The organism is Autumnicola lenta (genome assembly GCF_031846515.1).
GTDB lineage: Bacteria > Bacteroidota > Bacteroidia > Flavobacteriales > Flavobacteriaceae > Autumnicola > Autumnicola lenta.
On record NZ_JAVRHO010000009.1, the window covers coordinates 43083 to 62728 of the forward strand.

Sequence of the window (19646 nt, forward strand, 5' to 3'; positions counted from 1 at the left end):
TATTAACGAAAGTGCACTAAAAATTTGTTAATAAAAAATACGTAAACAAGCGGCTAATGCGGCATAAAACATGAGGAAAATGCGTAAATTGCCCTGTTAGAATTTTGAAATAAAATAAACTTTTTTAATATGGCTGAAGGAGAACAATTAATTCCTATCAACATTGAAGATGAAATGAAATCGGCATACATCGATTATTCGATGTCGGTCATTGTGTCACGTGCTCTTCCGGATGTACGTGATGGTTTAAAGCCAGTACACCGAAGGGTTCTGTTTGGGATGTATGAACTGGGAGTTCTCTCCAACAGGGCATATAAAAAATCGGCGAGGATAGTTGGGGAAGTTCTAGGTAAATACCATCCACACGGTGATTCTTCCGTTTACGATACTATGGTAAGGATGGCCCAGGAATGGAGCATGCGCTATATGCTTGTAGACGGCCAGGGTAACTTTGGGTCTGTAGATGGTGATAGTCCTGCAGCAATGAGATATACCGAAGCCAGGATGCGCAAGATAAGTGAGGATATGCTGGCAGATATCGATAAAGAAACAGTTGATACCCAGCTAAACTTTGATGATTCTCTTAATGAACCTGTAGTTTTACCTACAAGAATCCCAAACCTTCTGGTTAATGGGGCCAGTGGTATTGCTGTTGGTATGGCTACTAATATGGCCCCTCATAACCTTGCAGAGGTTATAGATGGTACCATTGCATATATTGAGAATCACGATATAGAAATAGATGAGTTAATTGAGCATATCAAGGCTCCTGATTTTCCTACCGGTGGTATAATCTACGGTTATGATGGTGTAAGAGAAGCTTTTAAGACAGGTCGTGGCCGGGTAGTTGTACGGGCCAAATCTACTTTGGAAGAGGTAAATGGAAGGGAGAGCATTATTGTGACGGAAATTCCTTACCAGGTCAATAAAGCAGATATGATTAAAAAAACTGCTGACCTTATTAACGATAAAAAAATTGAAGGTATAAGCCTGATCAGGGATGAATCTGACAGAAACGGAATGCGTATTGTTTACCAACTTAAGAGGGACGCTATTCCAAATATTGTCCTTAATACATTGTTTAAGCATACTGCGCTGCAGTCTTCTTTTAGTGTAAATAATATTGCACTTGTAAATGGACGTCCTGAAATGCTGAACCTAAAGGACATTATATACCACTTTGTGGAACACCGTCACGTAGTTGTGGTCCGACGAACAGAGTATGAACTTAAGAAAGCAGAAGACAGAGCACATATACTCGAAGGTTTAATTATTGCTTCAGACAATATAGATGAAGTAATTGCTCTTATAAGATCTTCGGGTAATGCTGAAGAAGCAAGGGAGAAATTAATGACACGTTTTGAATTAACTGAAATTCAGGCACGTGCTATTGTAGAAATGCGTTTGAGACAACTTACAGGTCTTGAACAGGATAAGCTTCGTGCAGAGTATGATGAAATATTAAAGACGATTGAAGATCTTAAGGACATTCTTGCAAGAAAGGAAAGAAGAATGCAGGTAATCAAAGATGAGCTTCTTGAAGTAAAAGAGAAGTATGGTGATGAGCGTCGTTCAACAATAGAATATGCAGGAGGTGATCTAAGTATTGAGGATATGATACCTGATGAACAGGTAGTGATTACTATTTCTCATGCAGGATACATAAAGAGGACATCCCTTACAGAGTATAAAACCCAAAACAGAGGAGGAGTAGGGCAAAAAGGTTCTACCACCCGAAATGAAGATTTTCTGGAGTACCTTTTTTCCGGAACAAATCATCAATACATGCTTTTCTTTACTCAAAAAGGGAAATGCTTCTGGATGAGGGTTTACGAAATTCCTGAAGGAAGTAAAGCTTCTAAGGGAAGGGCCATTCAAAATCTTATCAATATTGAACCAGATGATAAAGTAAAAGCCTTTATATGTACACAGGATCTTAAAGATGAGGATTATGTGAACAAGCATTACGTCATTATGGCTACCAAGAAAGGGCAGGTGAAAAAAACTTCCCTGGAGCAATACTCACGGCCGCGTGTTAATGGTATAAATGCCATTTCTATTAAAGAGGATGACGAACTTCTGGAAGCAAGGTTAACTAATGGTGAAAGCCAGGTAATGCTCGCTGTAAGAAGTGGTAAAGCCATCCGTTTTGAAGAAGGAAAAACTCGTCCAATGGGAAGAAATGCTTCCGGAGTTAGAGGTATTACATTGGCTGATGAGCAAGATGAAGTAGTGGGAATGATTTCTGTTAACGATATGGAATCCAATATTCTGGTAGTTTCAGAAAATGGTTATGGAAAACGCTCCAGTCTTGAGGATTACCGGATCACGAACAGGGGAGGAAAAGGTGTTAAAACTATTTCTGTAACTGAAAAAACAGGAGGTCTGGTTGCTATTAAAAATGTATCAGACGAGGATGATCTAATGATTATTAACAAATCTGGTATTGCAATAAGGTTGGGTGTGGCAGATCTTAGAGTTATGGGACGTGCTACCCAGGGAGTCCGGCTTATAAATCTGAAAGGTAAAGATTCTATTGCAGCGGTAGCTAAAGTTCTTCATGATGAGGATGATTTAGATGCGATGGCAGATGCTGAAACGCCTGAACCTACTAATCCAGAAAGCAATGGCACAACTATTGCTGACGATAGTGAAGAATAAATAAAAATCATTAAACCAAAAACAATGAAGACTAATATCTTGACTTTAGGTTTGTCAATTTTATCTCTGACAGCCTTCGCACAAAAAAGTGAAATAAGAGACGCGGGAGATGCTGTCGAAGATGGCAATTATTCCCAGGCACAACAAGCGATAAGCCAGGCAGAACCTATGCTTTCTGAGGCTAACGATAAATGGACAGAAAGATTTTATCTATATAAAGGTCAGGCTTATCTAGGTTCCGGAGAAAATGTTTCTCTTGAAGATTTAAATACTGCAGCACAGGCTTTTCAAAAAGCGGCAGATATGGGAGTTGAAGAGGCTCAGGACGGTTTAGTTGCTGTGAGGAATAGCCTTGTTCAGGGAGCTATTAATGATCAGAACTCTCAGGAATTTACCAAAGCTGCTGAAAAATTACACACCAGTTACCAATTAAGTGGAAAAAGAGATACTATTCATTTATATTATGCTGCAAATAATGCAGTACAGGCAGGCGATTATGACATGGGCTTAGAATATCTGAACATTTTAAAAGAAGAAGGATATGACGGTTCAGGAGTAGAATATATTGCTGTTAATACTGAGACAGGTGAAGAAGAAATGATGGCCAGTAAGGAACAGATGGATCTTATGATAAAAACAGGAAATTATTCAGATCCGTCAGAGAGACAGATTCCTTCTAAAAAAGGTGATATTGCCAGCCTTATCGCCAGGATCTATATCAGTGAGGAGAAATACGATGAAGCAATTGCAGCAATGGAAGATGCAAAACGTGAAAATCCTAATGACATTGAACTAATGCAGGCAGAGGCTAACATGTATTATAACATGGGTAATAAAGAGAAGTATAACGAAATAATGGAAGAAGTTATTGAGTTAGCTCCGGATAATGCTTCTTTATATTATAACCTTGGCGTAAACAGTGCTGATCTTGGCAATCAGGAAAAAGCGATGAGCTATTATGAGAAGGCTATCGAATTGGATCCTGATATGACAGAGGCTAAATTAAATATGGTTGCCCTTATATTAAGCAAAGAGAGAGAAATCATTGAAGAAATGAACAATCTAGGGATGGGCCAGGACGATAATAAACGATATGAAGAGTTACAGGAAGAACGTAACGATGTTTATAAAGAGGCCGTTCCATATCTTGAAGCTATTATTGTGAAGGATGCTTCTAATGTTGAAGCTATTAGAACAGCCAAAAACATCTATACTCAATTAGGGAATGAGGAAAAAGTTGAAGAAATGGATACTCTTCTTGAAAACTTAAGCCAATAAGATATTTCCTTGTCTAGTCCTGAATAACCGATACGGATTTTTAAAGGATTAAATTTATTAATTAAAGCTGAACATTGGTTTCCTTGTTCAGCTTTTTCGATTTATACTGTTTTCTTTTCAATTCACTTTGCTTGTGCATTTTATTTGGTGAGGTCTTAACGAGTTGTACAGATTGATAGCATCTCTGACCTTCAACTTTTTTTGTTGCCAGTTCTGTAGTATAAGCAGCTATTTGAAATTCTTGTTTCAATATCCCGTTTACCCGCTCAGCAATAGCGTTTTCATATGGGTCTTATTTTTCTGTCATACTTGTGCTTATAGCATGATCATTTAAGATTCCCTGATATTCATTTGAATAATACTGTAAGCCTCTGTCCGAATGGTGTACCAAAGGTTGAACCTTGTAGCTTCTTTTTTAAGGCCATTTCGAGTGCCCGTACTGAACCATTTACTCCTAAATTGCTGGAGACATCATGCCCTGTTATTTTCTTGGAGTAGGCATCGGTGATCAGCGAGATAGAATGGATTTTTCCTGTCGCCTATATAAGTTAGATCACTTACCCACACTTGTTCCGGCCGCTCGAATTTAATTTGATTTACCATGTTTTTATGCTTTCTGGATCTATGATGTGAGTCAGTTGTTGTATGGTACCTCTTTTTAGGAATAATAAGCATCTTGTTTGCCTTTAGTATTCGAAATAATTTATCTCTTCCCACATTGATTTTGCTGAGTTCAGCCCTGAGCTTAGGGTATAGTTTTCTCATGCCCGGCCTGGGCATCAGAATCCTTTTAGAGCGCGCTAGAACGATAACCTGGTTGGCTATTAGCTGTCTATCTTTTTTAAATTTTATAGATCTGTGATATACCTGTCTATTTACCCCGACTAATTCACAAGAAGAGATTATCGTCTCTTTTTAGGTTTCTTTGAAACATTTGACAACTCGGGTACGTAATTTTTTCTGATTTGGATATCATATTCCTTTTCGGCCATATCCACAGGCATATCGAAGATGATTACTTTCTTTTCAGCGCGCTCGGCAAGGTGCTCAGCTCTAGCCTTCTGCTTTTCTAGCAGCTTAACTTTTGCTTCCAGTTTAAGAATTTCCTGTTCAGGTGTTCTTGTCACGGTAATTTTTGATTGGTTTTTCCAATCAAAGTTACCATATTTCCTGAGCCACTCCCTCACTGTAGATTTAGCCTGTATCATAGTTATGACAGGCTTCAGTTCTTCCAAGCTCTCCAAATCTAATTTCCTGAACAACTTGAAGTTTAAAAGAAAGTAAATAATCTTTCTGGGTACATTTTGAATACCTTCTGTTTTCTGAAGTTTTCATTACACTACGATTTTAGTGTATCGCTATTTCAGGACGGGACATAATGATATTCTAGAAGAAGCTGTTTTATCTGAAACAGGTTTTTTTTTTAAATATTTTCCTTTTTTAGGAAACAGTATATTTTAATTCGTTTCTATATGCCGAAGGGGATTTACCAGTGAATTTTTTAAACTGTTTATTGAAATGACTAAAGTTGTTGAAACCACATTCAAAACATACATCTGTAATACTTATTTGCTTTTCATGTAAAAGTTTGGCCGCATGTGCCAAGCGGTATTCATTTGCAAACTGAGTAAAAGTTTTTCCAGTAATTTTCTTAAAGTACCTGCAGAAGCCCGGAACAGTCATGCTTACCTTTTCTGCAATTTCATTAAGACTTATAGAGCGCTTATATTCTTCCTTCACAAAATTGAAAACAATATTTATCCGGTTATTATCCTGTAGTTCTGTTTCTAAAATGAAGCCATGAGCATTAAGGATCGTATAATTTCTTGCTTCCTCCAACAATTTGAATACCTCCAGGAGTCCCATAAGTCGGTCGAAGGCATTTAGATCTTTGAGTGATTCAATTTTTTTTCCGATCCCCCTTTTATTTTCACCGTGAAAAATGATACCCTTTTGTGAATGTTCCAATAGTGTTTTAATCCCTTTCATTTCTGGAATATTGAAGAAAACTTCTCCCAGAAAATCTGGCTTTATCTGGATTACAGTTTCTGCTTCGTGTGCTGTAAGGCTGTCGGTGAACCCACAGTGTGGAAGATTAGACCCTATAAGCAGGAGGTCTCCATTTCTGTAATAAGAAATATGACTTCCAATTTGCCTTTTTCCCGTTCCTCCGTTGACGTAGACCAATTCAATTTCGGGATGATAGTGCCAAAAACTATTGTTTTTGTTTTGATGGTCTTTATTATAGGTTCTATAAGAAATGGAACTACCAAAGGCAGGTTCTATTTTCTCGTACACCGGTTTAAATAATTTTGACATAAAAGCCATTTTTTATGAATATAATGTAATTCAATTTGAATGTAATGCTCTCTACTAAATTAGTGATAAAATATGGTATTTGAACATATGATGAATATTAAATAATTATTAACGATAAAATAGAACATATTTTGGCCTATCTACAACAATTATGGAGCTATAATTCGCAGTACATTTGAATATGTTATTTTCAATGAATTAACATTATTAACCTTTAAAATTATGAATTATGAAAAATGTAATTAGATTATCAGTAGTAACTCTTTTATTGTGTGTGAGTTTACAAGTTTCCGCAGCTGAAGGCTTAGCTGTGAAGGTAGATGAGAAATCTATAGTTGTGGAAGTGGGAAATTCAGTTAAAGGAGCAACCCTTACCCTACAGGACAGGGACGGAGTCATTCTTTTTAAGGATGGATTGATGGATGGAAGGTCTTATATAAAGGCTTTAAACCTGGAAGAGGTGCCGGAAGGAATTTACTTCCTTCATTTTGAAGATGAGTTTCATATTTTCTCTAAAAAAATCACCAAATCCAAAGAATGCCTGACAATTGAAAAAAAGAATTTAGATGTTATTTTCAAACCAGCATTTAAGGTAGATAGCAGAATGGTAAGGTTTTCTTTACCTAATCCTGAAGAAAATCTTACAGAAGTAATAATACATGATTCTTCCGGCGAGCCCATGTTGTCGATGAGTTATAAGGATTCTATTATTGCTAAAACATTTGATTTTTCTAAAGTTCCTGCTGGAAAGTATAGGATTACCATCAAAACAAAAACTAATACTTTTAGTAAAGTAATGAGTTTAGGCTAATTCAATTATCAATTTGTATTTAGTAACCCGCTGAGAAGCGGGTTATTTTTTTTAAAGGTTTGACATATTAAAGTTTAAAAGAAAATCCATCAGCGGCCTTTCGTTTATATTTTTGTTCGTCGAACATATATAAAAAAGATCCTTTTTTAGAAGATTCCATGTCCTTCTCATCTGTTTTATGAAGAATGTCCAGAGCATTAATCTTATTAATAAAATTCCTTTTGTCCAGTTTTTCGCCTAAAATTGCTTCATACATTTTTTGAAGCTGGCGCATTGTAAATTTTTGCGGAAGAAGTTCAAAACCAATGGGCATTGTAGAAGTGCGGTATCTTAATCTACTAATTGCCCTTTGAACCATTCGACGGTGGTCAAATATAAGTTCTGGTGCTTCAGAAATATTGAACCATTGCGCCGAGTATTGTTGAGTTAATTCTTCATTGTGCTCTTCGATATTAATCAAAGCATAATAAGCGACAGATACTGTTCTTTCTACAGGATCACGATCTACTTTACTGAAACTGTATAACTGTTCCATATAGACATTGTTAATTCCCGTCAAATGATGTAAAATTCTATTGGCAGCCTGATCCAGGTCTTCACTTCTTTTTAAGAAACCGCCCATTAGAGACCACCTTCCTTTTTGCGGTTCAAAATCCCGTTTAATAAGAAGGATTTTTAATTCTTCTTTATCAAAACCGAATATTATACAATCTACTGCGAGTAAGGCTTTGTCTTCAGAGTTGTATCTATGGATCATTTTGATGAGTTATTTACTGGAAAAAGACAAAGATTGCTATTTAATTCTTAATGTAAAAATAATGGAAGAAATTATTGAAGAATCTAAATCTTCATTGCGAATGTGATAATTGAAGAATTACAGAAGTTAAAAAAATGTAAATTTTAATTTGTTTTTTTGGATTAAGTTTAATTATATTTGGAAATGTAAATTCCACACTTATTAATTCAACTTTTAAACTATGACTAAAATGCAACAAATTTTTACAAAAGACCGGTCAGGGCGAAAAGGTTTTCGCACGGTTTTGATGCTTATTATCCTCTTTGGTTTTTCGGGATATGCACAAAATACAACTGTAACCGGTACGATCACTTCCCAGAGTGATGGAATTCCCTTGCCTGGGGTAAATGTGATTGAGAAGGGAACTTCTAATGGTGTTGTTACAGGAATGGACGGAAACTACACTATTGACGTTCCGTCCCAGGCAACGCTGGTTTTTTCTTACCTGGGGTTTGAAACCCGGGAAATTGCTGTAGACGGGCAAACACAATTAGACGTAGCTTTGGGTGATGACCTGGAGTCTCTGGATGATGTCGTTGTTGTAGGCTATGGTACCCAACGTAAATCAGACCTTACAGGATCTGTAAGTGCTATTGATGCTGATGAAGTCCAAAAGGTATCCAACAGTGATGTTTCACAGCTTTTGCAGGGTAGGTCTGCAGGGGTTACTGTAACAGCTGATGGTCAGCCTGGAGCTGGTGCTAATGTGCGAATTAGAGGAGTGTCCACCTTTGGTGATAGCCAGCCACTTTATATCGTTGATGGTGTGCCGGTAGGAACTTCGATTAGAGATTTTAACCCTAATGACATTGAGACTATTCAGGTTCTTAAGGATGCTTCTGCAGGTGCTATTTACGGTTCCAGGGCGGCTAATGGTGTGGTAATTATCACTACTAAGCAAGGAACAAAAAACACTCCTTTACAAATCCAGTATAGTGGATATTACGGGATTGACGAGGTGGCACAAAGGATCCCTGTTTTAGGCAGAGAGGACTATCAAATGATCTCAAATGAAAAGAGAATAAATGCGGGTCAACCTTTAATTCCCGGAAATGATCCCGAATCTGATTTATTTATAAGTGATATTAATACGGACTGGCAAGATGTTGGGCTCAAAAGTGGAAGCCGACAAAACCATAATTTCGGATTCTCCGGGGGTGGTGAGAACATCACTTACAATGCTACTATGGACTACTTTAGTAATGAAGGGGTTTTTGTGGGTAATGGTCCTGATTATGAAAGATATTCCGGAAGAATTAACACCGTAATGGAGAAAGGTAGGTTTAAAATTTCACCTTCTTTATATTATACTCACAGTTTTGAGAATTCTCTAACTTTTCGAGGAGATGTTTTAACCGGGGGACGTCCTCCACTGATAAATGACCTTGTAAATGCAATCCCTACCTTAGGTGTTTATGATCCCACTAATGAAGGTGGTTATGCAGGAACTTCTTCAGAAATTCACCAGGAAATTGTTTTGAACGTGCCTGGTATTAATAACCTCTTTACTAATAATGTAGAGGTGGACAGAATTTTTGCGATAGTGAACCCGGAGTTTAAAATCCTTGATTCAGAGGATCATCAACTAACTTATAAATTGAATACCAGTTATGATAAAACGCATGTGAGAAGTTTCTCTTTTGTACCGGAATTTGAAATGGGGTATTTCTTTGGATCGGGAAGGTCGCTTTTAGATGATAATTCAACGATTTATACAGTAGGTCTTGTTGAGAATACATTAAATTATAATACAAATTTTGATCAGCACACCCTTGATTTTGTGATTGGACAAACTTTTCAGAAGAATACTACAATTATAAGGACTGCACATTCTGAAGACTTACCAAAACCTTATTATCCTGTACTTTCTAATGGAGTTAATCAAACAGTAGGAGGACAGGAGATTGAAAGTTCTCTTGCATCTTATTTCGGAAGGGTGAATTATAACTTTGACGACAGGTATCTTTTAACAGCAACAGTAAGAAGGGATGGGTCTTCCAGGTTCGCATCTGAAAACAGGTGGGGAACTTTTCCTTCTTTAGCTTTGGGATGGAGGATTATTAATGAAGACTTCTTCAATGTTTCGGAAGACTTAGTAAGTAATTTGAAACTAAGGGCTAGTTATGGTGAATTGGGAAATCAAAATATAGGCGATTATCTTTATCAGGCTGTAATTAACAGAAACATTCCTTACAATTTTAATGGAGACAGAGTTTTAGGTGGACTGCAAACCAGTGTGGTGTCAGAAGATATTGTTTGGGAAACTACGACTTCTCTTGATGTGGGTCTGGATGCTACCTTGTTTAATCGTAAAGTGGATCTTGTTCTTGATTACTATGAGAGAGAAACAGTTGACATTCTTGTAGGGGTGCCAATCCCCTGGTCTACAGGTTCTGTTAATGTGAATCCGCTGGTAAATGCCGGAAGTATTCGAAATTCTGGTTTTGAAGCAGAAGTTACTTACCACCATGATGGTAATGAGGATTTTAATTTTGATTTATCTGCAAACGCAAGTACTATTAATAATGAAGTGCTGGCCCTTGGAGGTAATAACGAACCTATCACTGGAGTAGGTTCCAGAACACAGGTGGGAAGAGAAGTAGGTGAACATTTCGGCTTTGTTTACGAGGGTATTTTTCAAAGCCAGCAAGAAGTTGAAGAGCATGCGTTTCAAAGTGCAGCTACGGCTCCTGGCGACGTAAGGTTTCAGGATCTTAATGATGACGGCCAAATTAATGCTGACGACCGTACATTTCTTGGTAGTGCCCTTCCAAGTGTTACTTACGGTTTAAATTTCTCTGCAAATTATAAGAATTTTGACTTTACTTTATTTACTTCAGGGGCAGCAGGATACTATATAAACAGTAGATTGTATCGTTCTCTTATGCTTTCTACAGGGTTTATTAATGCGCATGAAGATATATTGGATAGATGGACACCTGAGAATACCGATACAAACATTCCACGTGTAATTGCAAACGATCCTAACAACAATGCAAGGGATTCCAACAGACCAGGATGGCTACAAAAAGGAGATTACCTTAGGATTAATACTGTTTCCCTTGGGTATACCATGCCGGAAGAACTTGTTGGTAACTTTATAAATTCTTTGCGCGTTTATGGAACGGTACAGAACTTGTATACTTTCCAATACTACAAAGGTTTTAACCCTGATTTTAACTCTGGAGTATTGGAACCTGGGTTTGATAACGGAACTTATCCCAGGCCCAGAACAATTATGTTAGGCGTTGATTTATCATTTTAAAAAATAAATAATATGAAAATTACAAAATTTTTAATGTTTTCGTTAGGCATGCTAGTACTTGTAGGATGTGAGGACGAGCTGGATTTAACCAATCCAAACAGCATGACAGCTGTGGAATACTGGTCGAATGAAGAGCAGGCGATAGCAGGTGTAAATGCTGCTTATACTAACTTGTTAAATGATGGTTATTACATGAGGATGACACCTGCTTTAACAGATGGTCGGGCTGATGATTTTAAGGCAGATAGTCCCTGGCCAGATTTGGGACAGGTCTCTAATTTTACCATTTTGCCAACTTCAGGACCTATTACCTGGATGTGGGAGACTTACTATCAACAAGTTTTTAGAACCAACCAGGTTTTGGCAAATGTACCCGATATCGATATGGATCAAGATGTTAAAGACCGTGTACTTGGTCAGGCATACTTTCTAAGGGGACTGGCTTATTTCCATCTTGCCATTAATTATCAGAGGGTTCCTTTAATTCTTACTCCGGCCCAAGGTGCGGAAGATTACTATCAACCTACAGCTTCTGAAGAAGAATTGTGGTCGCAAATTGTATCAGATTTTTCTAGTGCTCAGGGGTTGCTACCTGTAGATTATGCATCAGTATCAGGTCCGGATCGGGGACAGCTTGGTAGAGCTACAAAAGGTGCTGCAACAGGGTTTTTGGGTAAAACATACCTTTACATGGAAGAATGGAGTTCAGCTGCAGCAGAGTTTAGGAAATTAATTGAAGGTCCGGAGCTTAATAACTATTCATTATTGGATAATTATGCGGATAATTTTAGCCCCTTTACCGAAAACAATGCAGAATCCCTTTTTGAAGTTCAATTTGCCACACCAGATCAGGTTGGTGGAACCGTTAAAAATTATGGGGGAGATCCTCAAAACGCCTGGATGCAGGTTTCTTCTGTAGGGCATACATATGCTCAGGATGGTTTTGGATATTCAGATTTTTTACCTACACGTTGGATCTACAATGAATACAACGAAGAGGAAACTAGAAGTGATAATGTTGATCCAAGGTTGTTGGTATCAATTGCTTCTTATGAACCCGAAGCAAATTCTACAACAGTGTATGGCGGTGTGGAATGGCCACATGCACCAGATGCCATATATCCACGCAAGTATACTCATGATGGATATGGATTTGAAACAGAGAGCCAGGGGGGTGTGGAACTTTCCGGTATTAATTATCGCTTAATGAGATATTCAGATGTTTTGCTCATGTATGCTGAAGCTTTAAATGAAATGGGGCAAACTCAGGAAGCTTATCAATATATTAACCAGGTTAGGAACAGGGCTAACTTGCCAGATTTGGAAGAAGTAAAACCTAATTTATCTCAGGAAGAAATGAGGGATCAAATAGCCCATGAACGTGCACTGGAACTTTCTATGGAAAGTATAAGGTTCCATGATATTGTAAGATGGGGATGGTTATACGACGATGAGAAGCTGGCATTACTTAGAGAGCGGGATAGTGAATTTGAGACCTGGAGGCCAGGTAAAGAATATCTTCCTATTCCACAATCTGAGTTAGATGTAAATCCTAATGCTGAACCAAATTCGGCTAACTAACAGAAATTTTTCAGAAAGGGCTGACTGGAAGTGCTTAATAGAGCAGGCGGTGAAATTTCAGCTTGTCGATAATTGTAGTTTTTAGGCAGCCTCTTCTTTTTTAAATAAATTAATATGAACAAAACTTTTAAAGGAATATTTGGCGGCCTGGCAGCCATCTTTTTTGCAGGTACTGTACAAGCCCAGACAACGGTTAGCATAGAAAATAAAGAAGATACTCCGGTAATCAGTAAACATATTTATGGCCACTTTGCTGAACATTTGGGACGCTCTATCTACGACGGTCTCTATGTAGGCGAAGACAGTCCTATTCCGAATACTGATGGAGTACGAAACGACCTCATTAAAGCACTTAGAGAGCTGCAAATCCCCAACCTCAGATGGCCGGGTGGTTGTTTTGCAGACACCTACCACTGGAAAGATGGAATTGGACCAAAAGAAGATCGTCCTACCCTCGTAAATGCCTGGTGGGGAGGAGTTACTGAAAATAATAGCTTTGGAACTCACGATTTCCTTAACCTTTGTGAGAAACTTGGAGCGGAACCTTACTTAGCAGCAAACCTGGGTAGTGGAACGGTAGAAGAGTTTACAGATTGGATTCAATATGTTAACCATTCTGAAGGAAGCCCCATGGCTAAACTTAGAAAGGAAAATGGAAGAGAAGAACCCTGGAATGTGAAATATTGGGGTGTTGGAAACGAAATGTGGGGTTGTGGAGGAAATATGACTCCGGAATTTTACGCCAACCTTTACCGCCAGTATGCTACTTTTATGACCAGCTGGGAAAATGAAAACAATCTCTACAGGATCGCTTCCGGAGCAAATCAGGATGATTATCACTGGACAGAAGTCTTGATGAGGGATATTCCTAAACATTTAATTGAAGGAGTTGCATTGCATTCGTACTCTTTTGTAGAGTGGGATAAGAAAGGATCTGCTACAGATTTTAATGAAGAAGAATATTTTTCTACAATGAAAACTGCTTTGTGGATGCAGGAACTTATTGATAAGCATACTGATATTATGGATAAATATGATCCTGAAAATGAGATAGATCTTATTGTAGATGAATGGGGTGGTTGGTACGAAGTTGAAGAAGGTACAAACCCAGGTTTCCTTTATCAGCAGAATACTATGAGAGACGCTATGATTGCAGGTGCGACATTAAATATTTTCAACAATGAAAGTGAGAGGGTAAAAATGGCAAATTTGGCCCAGACTGTGAATGTACTTCAGGCGGTAGCGTTGACTGAGGGGGAAAATATGCTTTTAACCCCAACTTACCACGTGATGAAAATGTACACTGTACATCACGATTCGCAATTGTTGCCTGTAGATTTTGAATCTCCGGACTATACTTATAATGGAGAATCGTTGCCGGCAATTTCTGTTTCAGCATCAAAAAAAGATGGGAAAGTTGCTATTTCCCTTGTAAATATCGATGCTAAGAAAGAAAACAAAGTGAAGATTAATCTTGAAGCCCTGGATGTGGAGAATATGACCGCAACTATTTTAACTTCAGAGAAACTACAGGATCACAATACCTTTGAAAATACAGAAAAAATTTCTCCGGAGCAGTTTAAGGATTTCAAATTAAGAAAAGGAGAGCTACAGGTAACTTTACCTCCTTTTTCTGTAGTAGTGCTAGAATCCGAATAAAAATTTTCAGATAAAACATAAACCTTTTCAGGTTTAAGTAATAATCAGGCGGAAATGGAGATGCAATAGAGAAATCTGCCGTTTCCGGTTCCGCTTGTTTTGTACCTGGTGCAGAAAACAGTTAAAATGAAGTGTATGAAAAAGTCTAAGCTTATTTCGAAATTCCTGATTTTCCTGATGGTGTTTTCTATGGGAGCAGTTTCCATAAGTTGCTCAGAGGATGATAGCGATTTTACCGATGATTCCGTTCAAGAACCAGATCCCGACCCTGACCCTGACCCTGACCCCGACCCGGATCCTACAGATTCTTTTGCAGGGCCAACTTATCCAGATGACTATACAAATATAGCATCATGGGAACAACGTTCACAATGGAACTTGGCCAACGTGCATGATCCCACGGTAGAAAAAGATGGTGATTATTTTTATATGTACCAAACAGATGCTTCCTATGGAAATGCCCATGAAGGGCACGGACATTTTCCTGTGCGCCGCTCTACAGACCTTGTAAACTGGGAACATCGTGGGGCAGTATTTTCTGAAGCACCGGCATGGGTAAAGGATTCCCTTAATAACATGCGCGCAAATATGGACCCTGCCTTACCTCCAATCGAGAATCCTAACTACGGATTTTGGGCACCACATATTAAAAAAGTAGATAACAAATTCCGTTTGTACTATAGTGTTGTGGTCACTAATCCTATCGTTGGATCAGATCCTAATACTTCATGGACCGAGCGTGCATTTATTGGGTTGGCCGAAACAGACGATTTAGCTTCCGGTAATTGGGAAGACAAGGGAATGGTGGTGAGTTCTATTGCAGATGGTGAGGAAACTTATTTAAGGGAGAATGGAAATGACTGGAGCGGATATTTTAAGTTTAATGCCATAGATCCCAGTTTTATAGTTACCCCTGAAGGTGAACATTGGCTAATATACGGCTCCTGGCATTCCGGTATCGCTGCTGTGCAACTTGATCCTGCGACTGGAAAACCCACTAAACTTGATAATGTAGAAGATTACGGCGTTCGTATTGCCGGCCGGGGAAATGTAAATACCAATCGTTGGCAGGGGTTGGAAGGACCTGAAATTATTTATAATGAAGAAACTGGATATTACTACCTTTTCCTTGCCTATGATGAACTTTCAGTAGCTTACAACACCCGGGTTGTGCGTTCACAGAATATTACCGGCCCTTACGTAGGTATGGATGGAGCCAGTATAACTGAAGGAGCTGAAGCCTTACCAATTTTAACTCATCCATATGCTTTTAATAATCATCCCGGGTGGGTTGGATTTTCTCATCCATCTGTTTTTCAGGATTCGGAAACAGGGGAATGGTTTTACTCTTCGCAAGCCCGTTTACCTGAAGGAGTTCCGGGAATCAATGTTTCTAATGCAGTGATGATGGGGCACGTAAGAAAAATTGAATGGACAGAAGATGGTTGGCCATTGGTATCTCCGGAACGTTATGCAGGAGTGCCCGAGACGCCAATAACTGAAGAATCTATTGTAGGTACCTGGGAGCATATTACGCTTGAATACAGATACAGGGAAATTCAGGAAAGCTCAAATGTAGTTTTTCATGAAGACAATACCATTACGGGAAGTATTACCGGTAGCTGGTCTTTCGACAGCGATTCTAATACGCTTACAATAAATGACCGGGAACATATTGTGGCAAATGCCTGGGACTGGGAAGCGTCGCCTAGACATAAAACTTTAACCTATGTTGGCCTTACTTCATCTGGGAGATCTGTATGGGGTAAAAAGGTTGATTAGAAAAAATTAGGAGAGCACATAATAAAGAAACTAAAGAACACGGCACGCGTGTTAGGTAATATGCAATTTATAAACAAGATGTTAGTTGGGAGGACCGGGACCGGGAAATTTTATTTTCTGGTACTCGGTTTTCTTTGTGTTCTTTTTGCCCCTCAGGCTAAGGCACAATCCCCACAGAAAATAAAACTTTTTGATTTAAAGGATGTTCAGTTACACGAGAGTGCCTTTAAAAACGCTCAGGATGTAGATTTGGAGTATATTCTAAAATTAAATCCTGACAGGTTACTCTTTCCGTTTCTAAGGGAAGCAGGACTTGCCCCAAAAGCTGAAAGTTATCCTAACTGGGAGAATACAGGTCTCGACGGGCACATAGGCGGACATTATTTAACAGCCCTTTCCCTTATGTACGCTTCTACCGGAAATCAGGAAGTACTGGACCGGTTAAACTATATGATAAGCGAATTAAATCGGGTTCAACAGGCCAACGGCAATGGTTATATTGGCGGAGTTCCCGGCAGCACAGAACTTTGGGAAGAAATTGAAAGCGGAAGAATAGATGCCGGTAGTTTTAGCTTAAATGAGAAATGGGTACCTCTTTATAATATACATAAGACTTTTGCCGGTCTCAGGGATGCTTATCAAATTGCGGGGAATGAATTGGCTAAAGATATGCTTATAGACTATGCAGATTGGATGCTGAAGGTGACCGAAGACCTTTCTGATGAGCAAATCCAAATTATTTTAAGGTCTGAACATGGAGGGCTAAACGAGGTTTTTGCAGATGTTGCAAATATTACAGGAGAGGACAAATACCTGCACCTGGCTAAAAGATTTTCTCACGAGGTACTGCTGCATCCATTAAGTGAAGAAAAGGATGTTTTAAACGGAATGCATGCCAATACCCAAATTCCTAAAGTGGTAGGTTTTGAAGCCATAGCTGCATTGACCGGAGATAATGAATATCACGATGCCGCAAAGTATTTTTGGGAAAATGTGGTAAACGAGCGTACGGTTGCCATAGGAGGTAACAGTGTACGGGAACATTTTCATCCCACATCAGATTTCTCTTCTATGGTGAACAGCGTTCAGGGGCCTGAAACCTGCAACACCTACAATATGCTCAAATTGAGCAAGCAACTCTTCCAGTCAGAAGGCATGGAGAAGTATTTGGATTATTATGAGGAAGGATTATACAACCATATTCTTTCTTCCCAACATCCGGAGAAAGGCGGTTTTGTATATTTTACTCCGATGAGGCCGGGCCACTACCGGGTTTATTCTCAACCTGAAACCAGTTTTTGGTGCTGTGTGGGATCTGGTATTGAAAATCATGGAAAGTACAATGAACTTATTTATGCCCATTCTGAAAACGATTTGTATATAAACCTTTTTATTCCTTCTACTTTAAATTGGGAAGAGAGAAGCTTTTCACTAACTCAGGAAACTAACTTTCCTGAAGAGGAATCTACATCAATCATTGTAAAGACTAAAAATCCGCAGGATATAAACCTTAAGTTGAGATATCCACGTTGGATTGCTCCCGGAGAATTAAAAATTGAGGTAAACGGTGATCAGGTAAATGTGAACTCCGACCCGGGCAATTACGTTTCGATCAACAGGAAATGGAAAGATGGTGATAGAGTAGAGGTGAAATTGCCTATGCACCTCACTTCTATAAGATTACCGGATGGTTCAGATTACAAAGCATTAAAATATGGGCCAATTGTTTTGGCGGCTAAAATTGGAAAAGACAGTCTACCAGGTCTTTTTGCAGATGCCAGCAGGGGAGGACACATTGCAGCCGGAGAGCAAATTCCGCAAACAGAAATGCCTTATTTTCTTTCAGATCAAACCGAAAATATTGAAAATCTGGTTAAAAAAGTGCCGGGTAAAAAATTAACATTTTCGGCATCAGAAGTATTATATCCATCTGAATTTAAAAATCTTGAGTTCATTCCTTTTTATAAGCTGCACGAGTCCAGGTATGTTATATATCTTCCTTTGGAAACTACTGAAAATATTCAGAAAATCAGGAAGGAACTTGAACAAAAGGAGAAAGAAGAAAAAATGTTGGCGACGATGACCATAGATGTAATTGCTCCCGGAGAGCAACAGCCCGAGGCAGATCATTTTATTGAAAGCGAGAATTCTAATATCGGGGTTAATCAAGATCGTCACTGGAGGGATGCTGAAGGTTGGTTCAGCTATCGCCTTGTTGATAAGGAAAAGCAGGCCCGAAGACTTAGAATAACCTATTTTGGAGGAGATAACAATCGGAATTTTAAAGTTCTCATCAATAATAAAGTTATAGCCGAAGAGAGCTTCCACGGTTTAGAAGGAAACCGTTTTTTCGAAAAAGAATACACACTTCCTGCCGGAATTGTAAAAAACAGCAATGGTACGACGTTAAATTTGAAATTTGAAGCTCTTCCCGGTTCGCGTACTGCCGGGATTTATGGAGTAAAATTGTTAAAATAAAAACAAACGTATAACTAGAATGGAACAAAACATAAAACCTATATCTGCTGGCGCGTTGTTGCTCTCCTGCGCAACTTTATTTGCCCAGGAAGACAAAAGAGGGGATTCTGAAATAGAGACAACCTTCAATAATCCGATTATTACCGAAAAATTTACGGCAGATCCGGCAGCTCTTGTCCATGATGATACTGTTTACCTCTATGCAGGGCACGACGAGGCTCCGGAAGATTTTCATTTTTACAAAATGGATGAATGGCTCGTCTATTCTTCCGAAGATATGATCAACTGGAAGGAACATCCGGTGCCATTAAAACCAACAGACTTTGACTGGGCTAAAGGCGATGCATGGGCAGCAGAAGTGATCGAAAAAGATGGAAAATTTTACTGGTACGTTACAGTAGAGCATGATGATACCCATCCCGGAAAAGCAATAGGTGTTGCTGTTACCGATAGTCCAACCGGTCCTTTTAAAGATGCCCTTGGAAAGGCAATTATCACCAATGATATGACAACCGAATATACTGATATTACCTGGGATGATATTGATCCCACGGTTTATATTGATGATGACGGGCAGGCTTATTTGTATTGGGGAAATACCGCTTTGTATTGGGCAAAATTAAAGGATAATATGATAGAACTGGATGGTGAAATTAACCATGTAGAATTACCAAATTTTGTGGAAGCTCCTTACATCCATAGAAAAGGGGACTGGTATTATCTATCATATGCTTTTGGTTTTCCTGAAAAAACGGCTTATGCAATGAGTAAATCTGTAACCGGACCATGGGAGTATAAGGGTATTTTAAATGAAGTAGCAGGAAATACAAACACTAATCACCAGGCGATACTGGAGTTTCAGGGCAAAGATTATTTTATCTACCACACCGGAGCAATTCAGCCAAACGGAGGAAGCTTCAGAAGATCGGTGTCGATTGACCGACTTTATTACAATGAAGATGGAACTTTAAAACGAGTACAAATGACTTCTGAAGGTATTCAGGAATAAAAAATAT

At 38.7% G+C, this 19646-nt stretch carries 13 protein-coding genes; 9 read left to right on the forward strand and 4 right to left on the reverse strand.

Features of this window, described 5'->3' with window-relative positions; all coding sequences use genetic code 11:
* The first annotated feature begins 129 nt into the window (after nucleotides 1–129).
* Nucleotides 130–2661 carry a DNA gyrase subunit A gene (gene gyrA, locus RM545_RS07855; protein WP_311494768.1) on the forward strand — a complete coding sequence of 844 codons (2532 nt, stop codon included), beginning with the start codon at nucleotides 130–132 and terminating at the stop codon, nucleotides 2659–2661.
* A 24-nt stretch (nucleotides 2662–2685) separates the two neighbouring features.
* A complete protein-coding gene (locus RM545_RS07860; RefSeq protein ID WP_311494769.1) occupies nucleotides 2686–3939 on the forward strand; it encodes a tetratricopeptide repeat protein in 1254 nt (417 codons plus the stop codon).
* A gap of 61 nt (nucleotides 3940–4000) precedes the next feature.
* On the opposite strand, the gene RM545_RS07865 is transcribed toward RM545_RS07860, so the two are convergent.
* From RM545_RS07865 to RM545_RS07875, 3 genes are all read right to left on the reverse strand, one after another.
* Nucleotides 4001–4189: a hypothetical protein gene (locus tag RM545_RS07865; protein WP_311494770.1), complete on the reverse strand. Its 189-nt coding sequence runs from the start codon at nucleotides 4187–4189 to the stop codon at nucleotides 4001–4003.
* A 652-nt stretch (nucleotides 4190–4841) separates the two neighbouring features.
* Nucleotides 4842–5201 carry a hypothetical protein gene (locus tag RM545_RS07870; RefSeq protein ID WP_311494771.1) on the reverse strand — a complete coding sequence of 120 codons (360 nt, stop codon included), beginning with the start codon at nucleotides 5199–5201 and terminating at the stop codon, nucleotides 4842–4844.
* A gap of 178 nt (nucleotides 5202–5379) precedes the next feature.
* Nucleotides 5380–6258 carry an AraC family transcriptional regulator gene (locus tag RM545_RS07875; protein WP_311494772.1) on the reverse strand — a complete coding sequence of 293 codons (879 nt, stop codon included), beginning with the start codon at nucleotides 6256–6258 and terminating at the stop codon, nucleotides 5380–5382.
* Between the two features lie 229 nt (nucleotides 6259–6487).
* Between RM545_RS07875 and RM545_RS07880 the strand changes: the two genes are divergently transcribed.
* Nucleotides 6488–7069, forward strand: a complete 582-nt coding sequence (locus tag RM545_RS07880; RefSeq protein WP_311494773.1) for a hypothetical protein — start codon at nucleotides 6488–6490, stop codon at nucleotides 7067–7069.
* Nucleotides 7070–7136: 67 nt separating this feature from the next.
* Here RM545_RS07880 and RM545_RS07885 read toward each other — a convergent pair whose 3' ends face one another.
* Nucleotides 7137–7826 (reverse strand): NUDIX hydrolase, encoded by a 690-nt coding sequence (locus RM545_RS07885; RefSeq protein WP_311494774.1) that lies wholly within the window; start codon nucleotides 7824–7826, stop codon nucleotides 7137–7139.
* Nucleotides 7827–8055: 229 nt separating this feature from the next.
* On the opposite strand from RM545_RS07885, the gene RM545_RS07890 reads away from it, so the two are divergent.
* From RM545_RS07890 to RM545_RS07915, 6 genes are all read left to right on the forward strand, one after another.
* Entirely contained in the window at nucleotides 8056–11130 is a 3075-nt protein-coding gene (locus RM545_RS07890; RefSeq protein WP_311494775.1) for a SusC/RagA family TonB-linked outer membrane protein, read from the forward strand.
* A 12-nt stretch (nucleotides 11131–11142) separates the two neighbouring features.
* Complete coding sequence (locus tag RM545_RS07895) at nucleotides 11143–12711, forward strand: RagB/SusD family nutrient uptake outer membrane protein (protein WP_311494776.1); 1569 nt, start codon at nucleotides 11143–11145, stop codon at nucleotides 12709–12711.
* 114 nt (nucleotides 12712–12825) lie between these two features.
* Nucleotides 12826–14370 (forward strand): alpha-N-arabinofuranosidase, encoded by a 1545-nt coding sequence (locus RM545_RS07900; protein ID WP_311494777.1) that lies wholly within the window; start codon nucleotides 12826–12828, stop codon nucleotides 14368–14370.
* A 135-nt stretch (nucleotides 14371–14505) separates the two neighbouring features.
* Nucleotides 14506–16152, forward strand: coding sequence for an arabinan endo-1,5-alpha-L-arabinosidase (locus RM545_RS07905; protein ID WP_311494778.1), 1647 nt, complete (start codon nucleotides 14506–14508; stop codon nucleotides 16150–16152).
* Nucleotides 16153–16230: 78 nt separating this feature from the next.
* Nucleotides 16231–18630, forward strand: coding sequence for a glycoside hydrolase family 127 protein (locus tag RM545_RS07910; protein ID WP_311494779.1), 2400 nt, complete (start codon nucleotides 16231–16233; stop codon nucleotides 18628–18630).
* Nucleotides 18631–18649: 19 nt separating this feature from the next.
* Nucleotides 18650–19639 (forward strand): glycoside hydrolase family 43 protein, encoded by a 990-nt coding sequence (locus RM545_RS07915; RefSeq protein ID WP_311494780.1) that lies wholly within the window; start codon nucleotides 18650–18652, stop codon nucleotides 19637–19639.
* Nucleotides 19640–19646 lie beyond the last annotated feature (7 nt).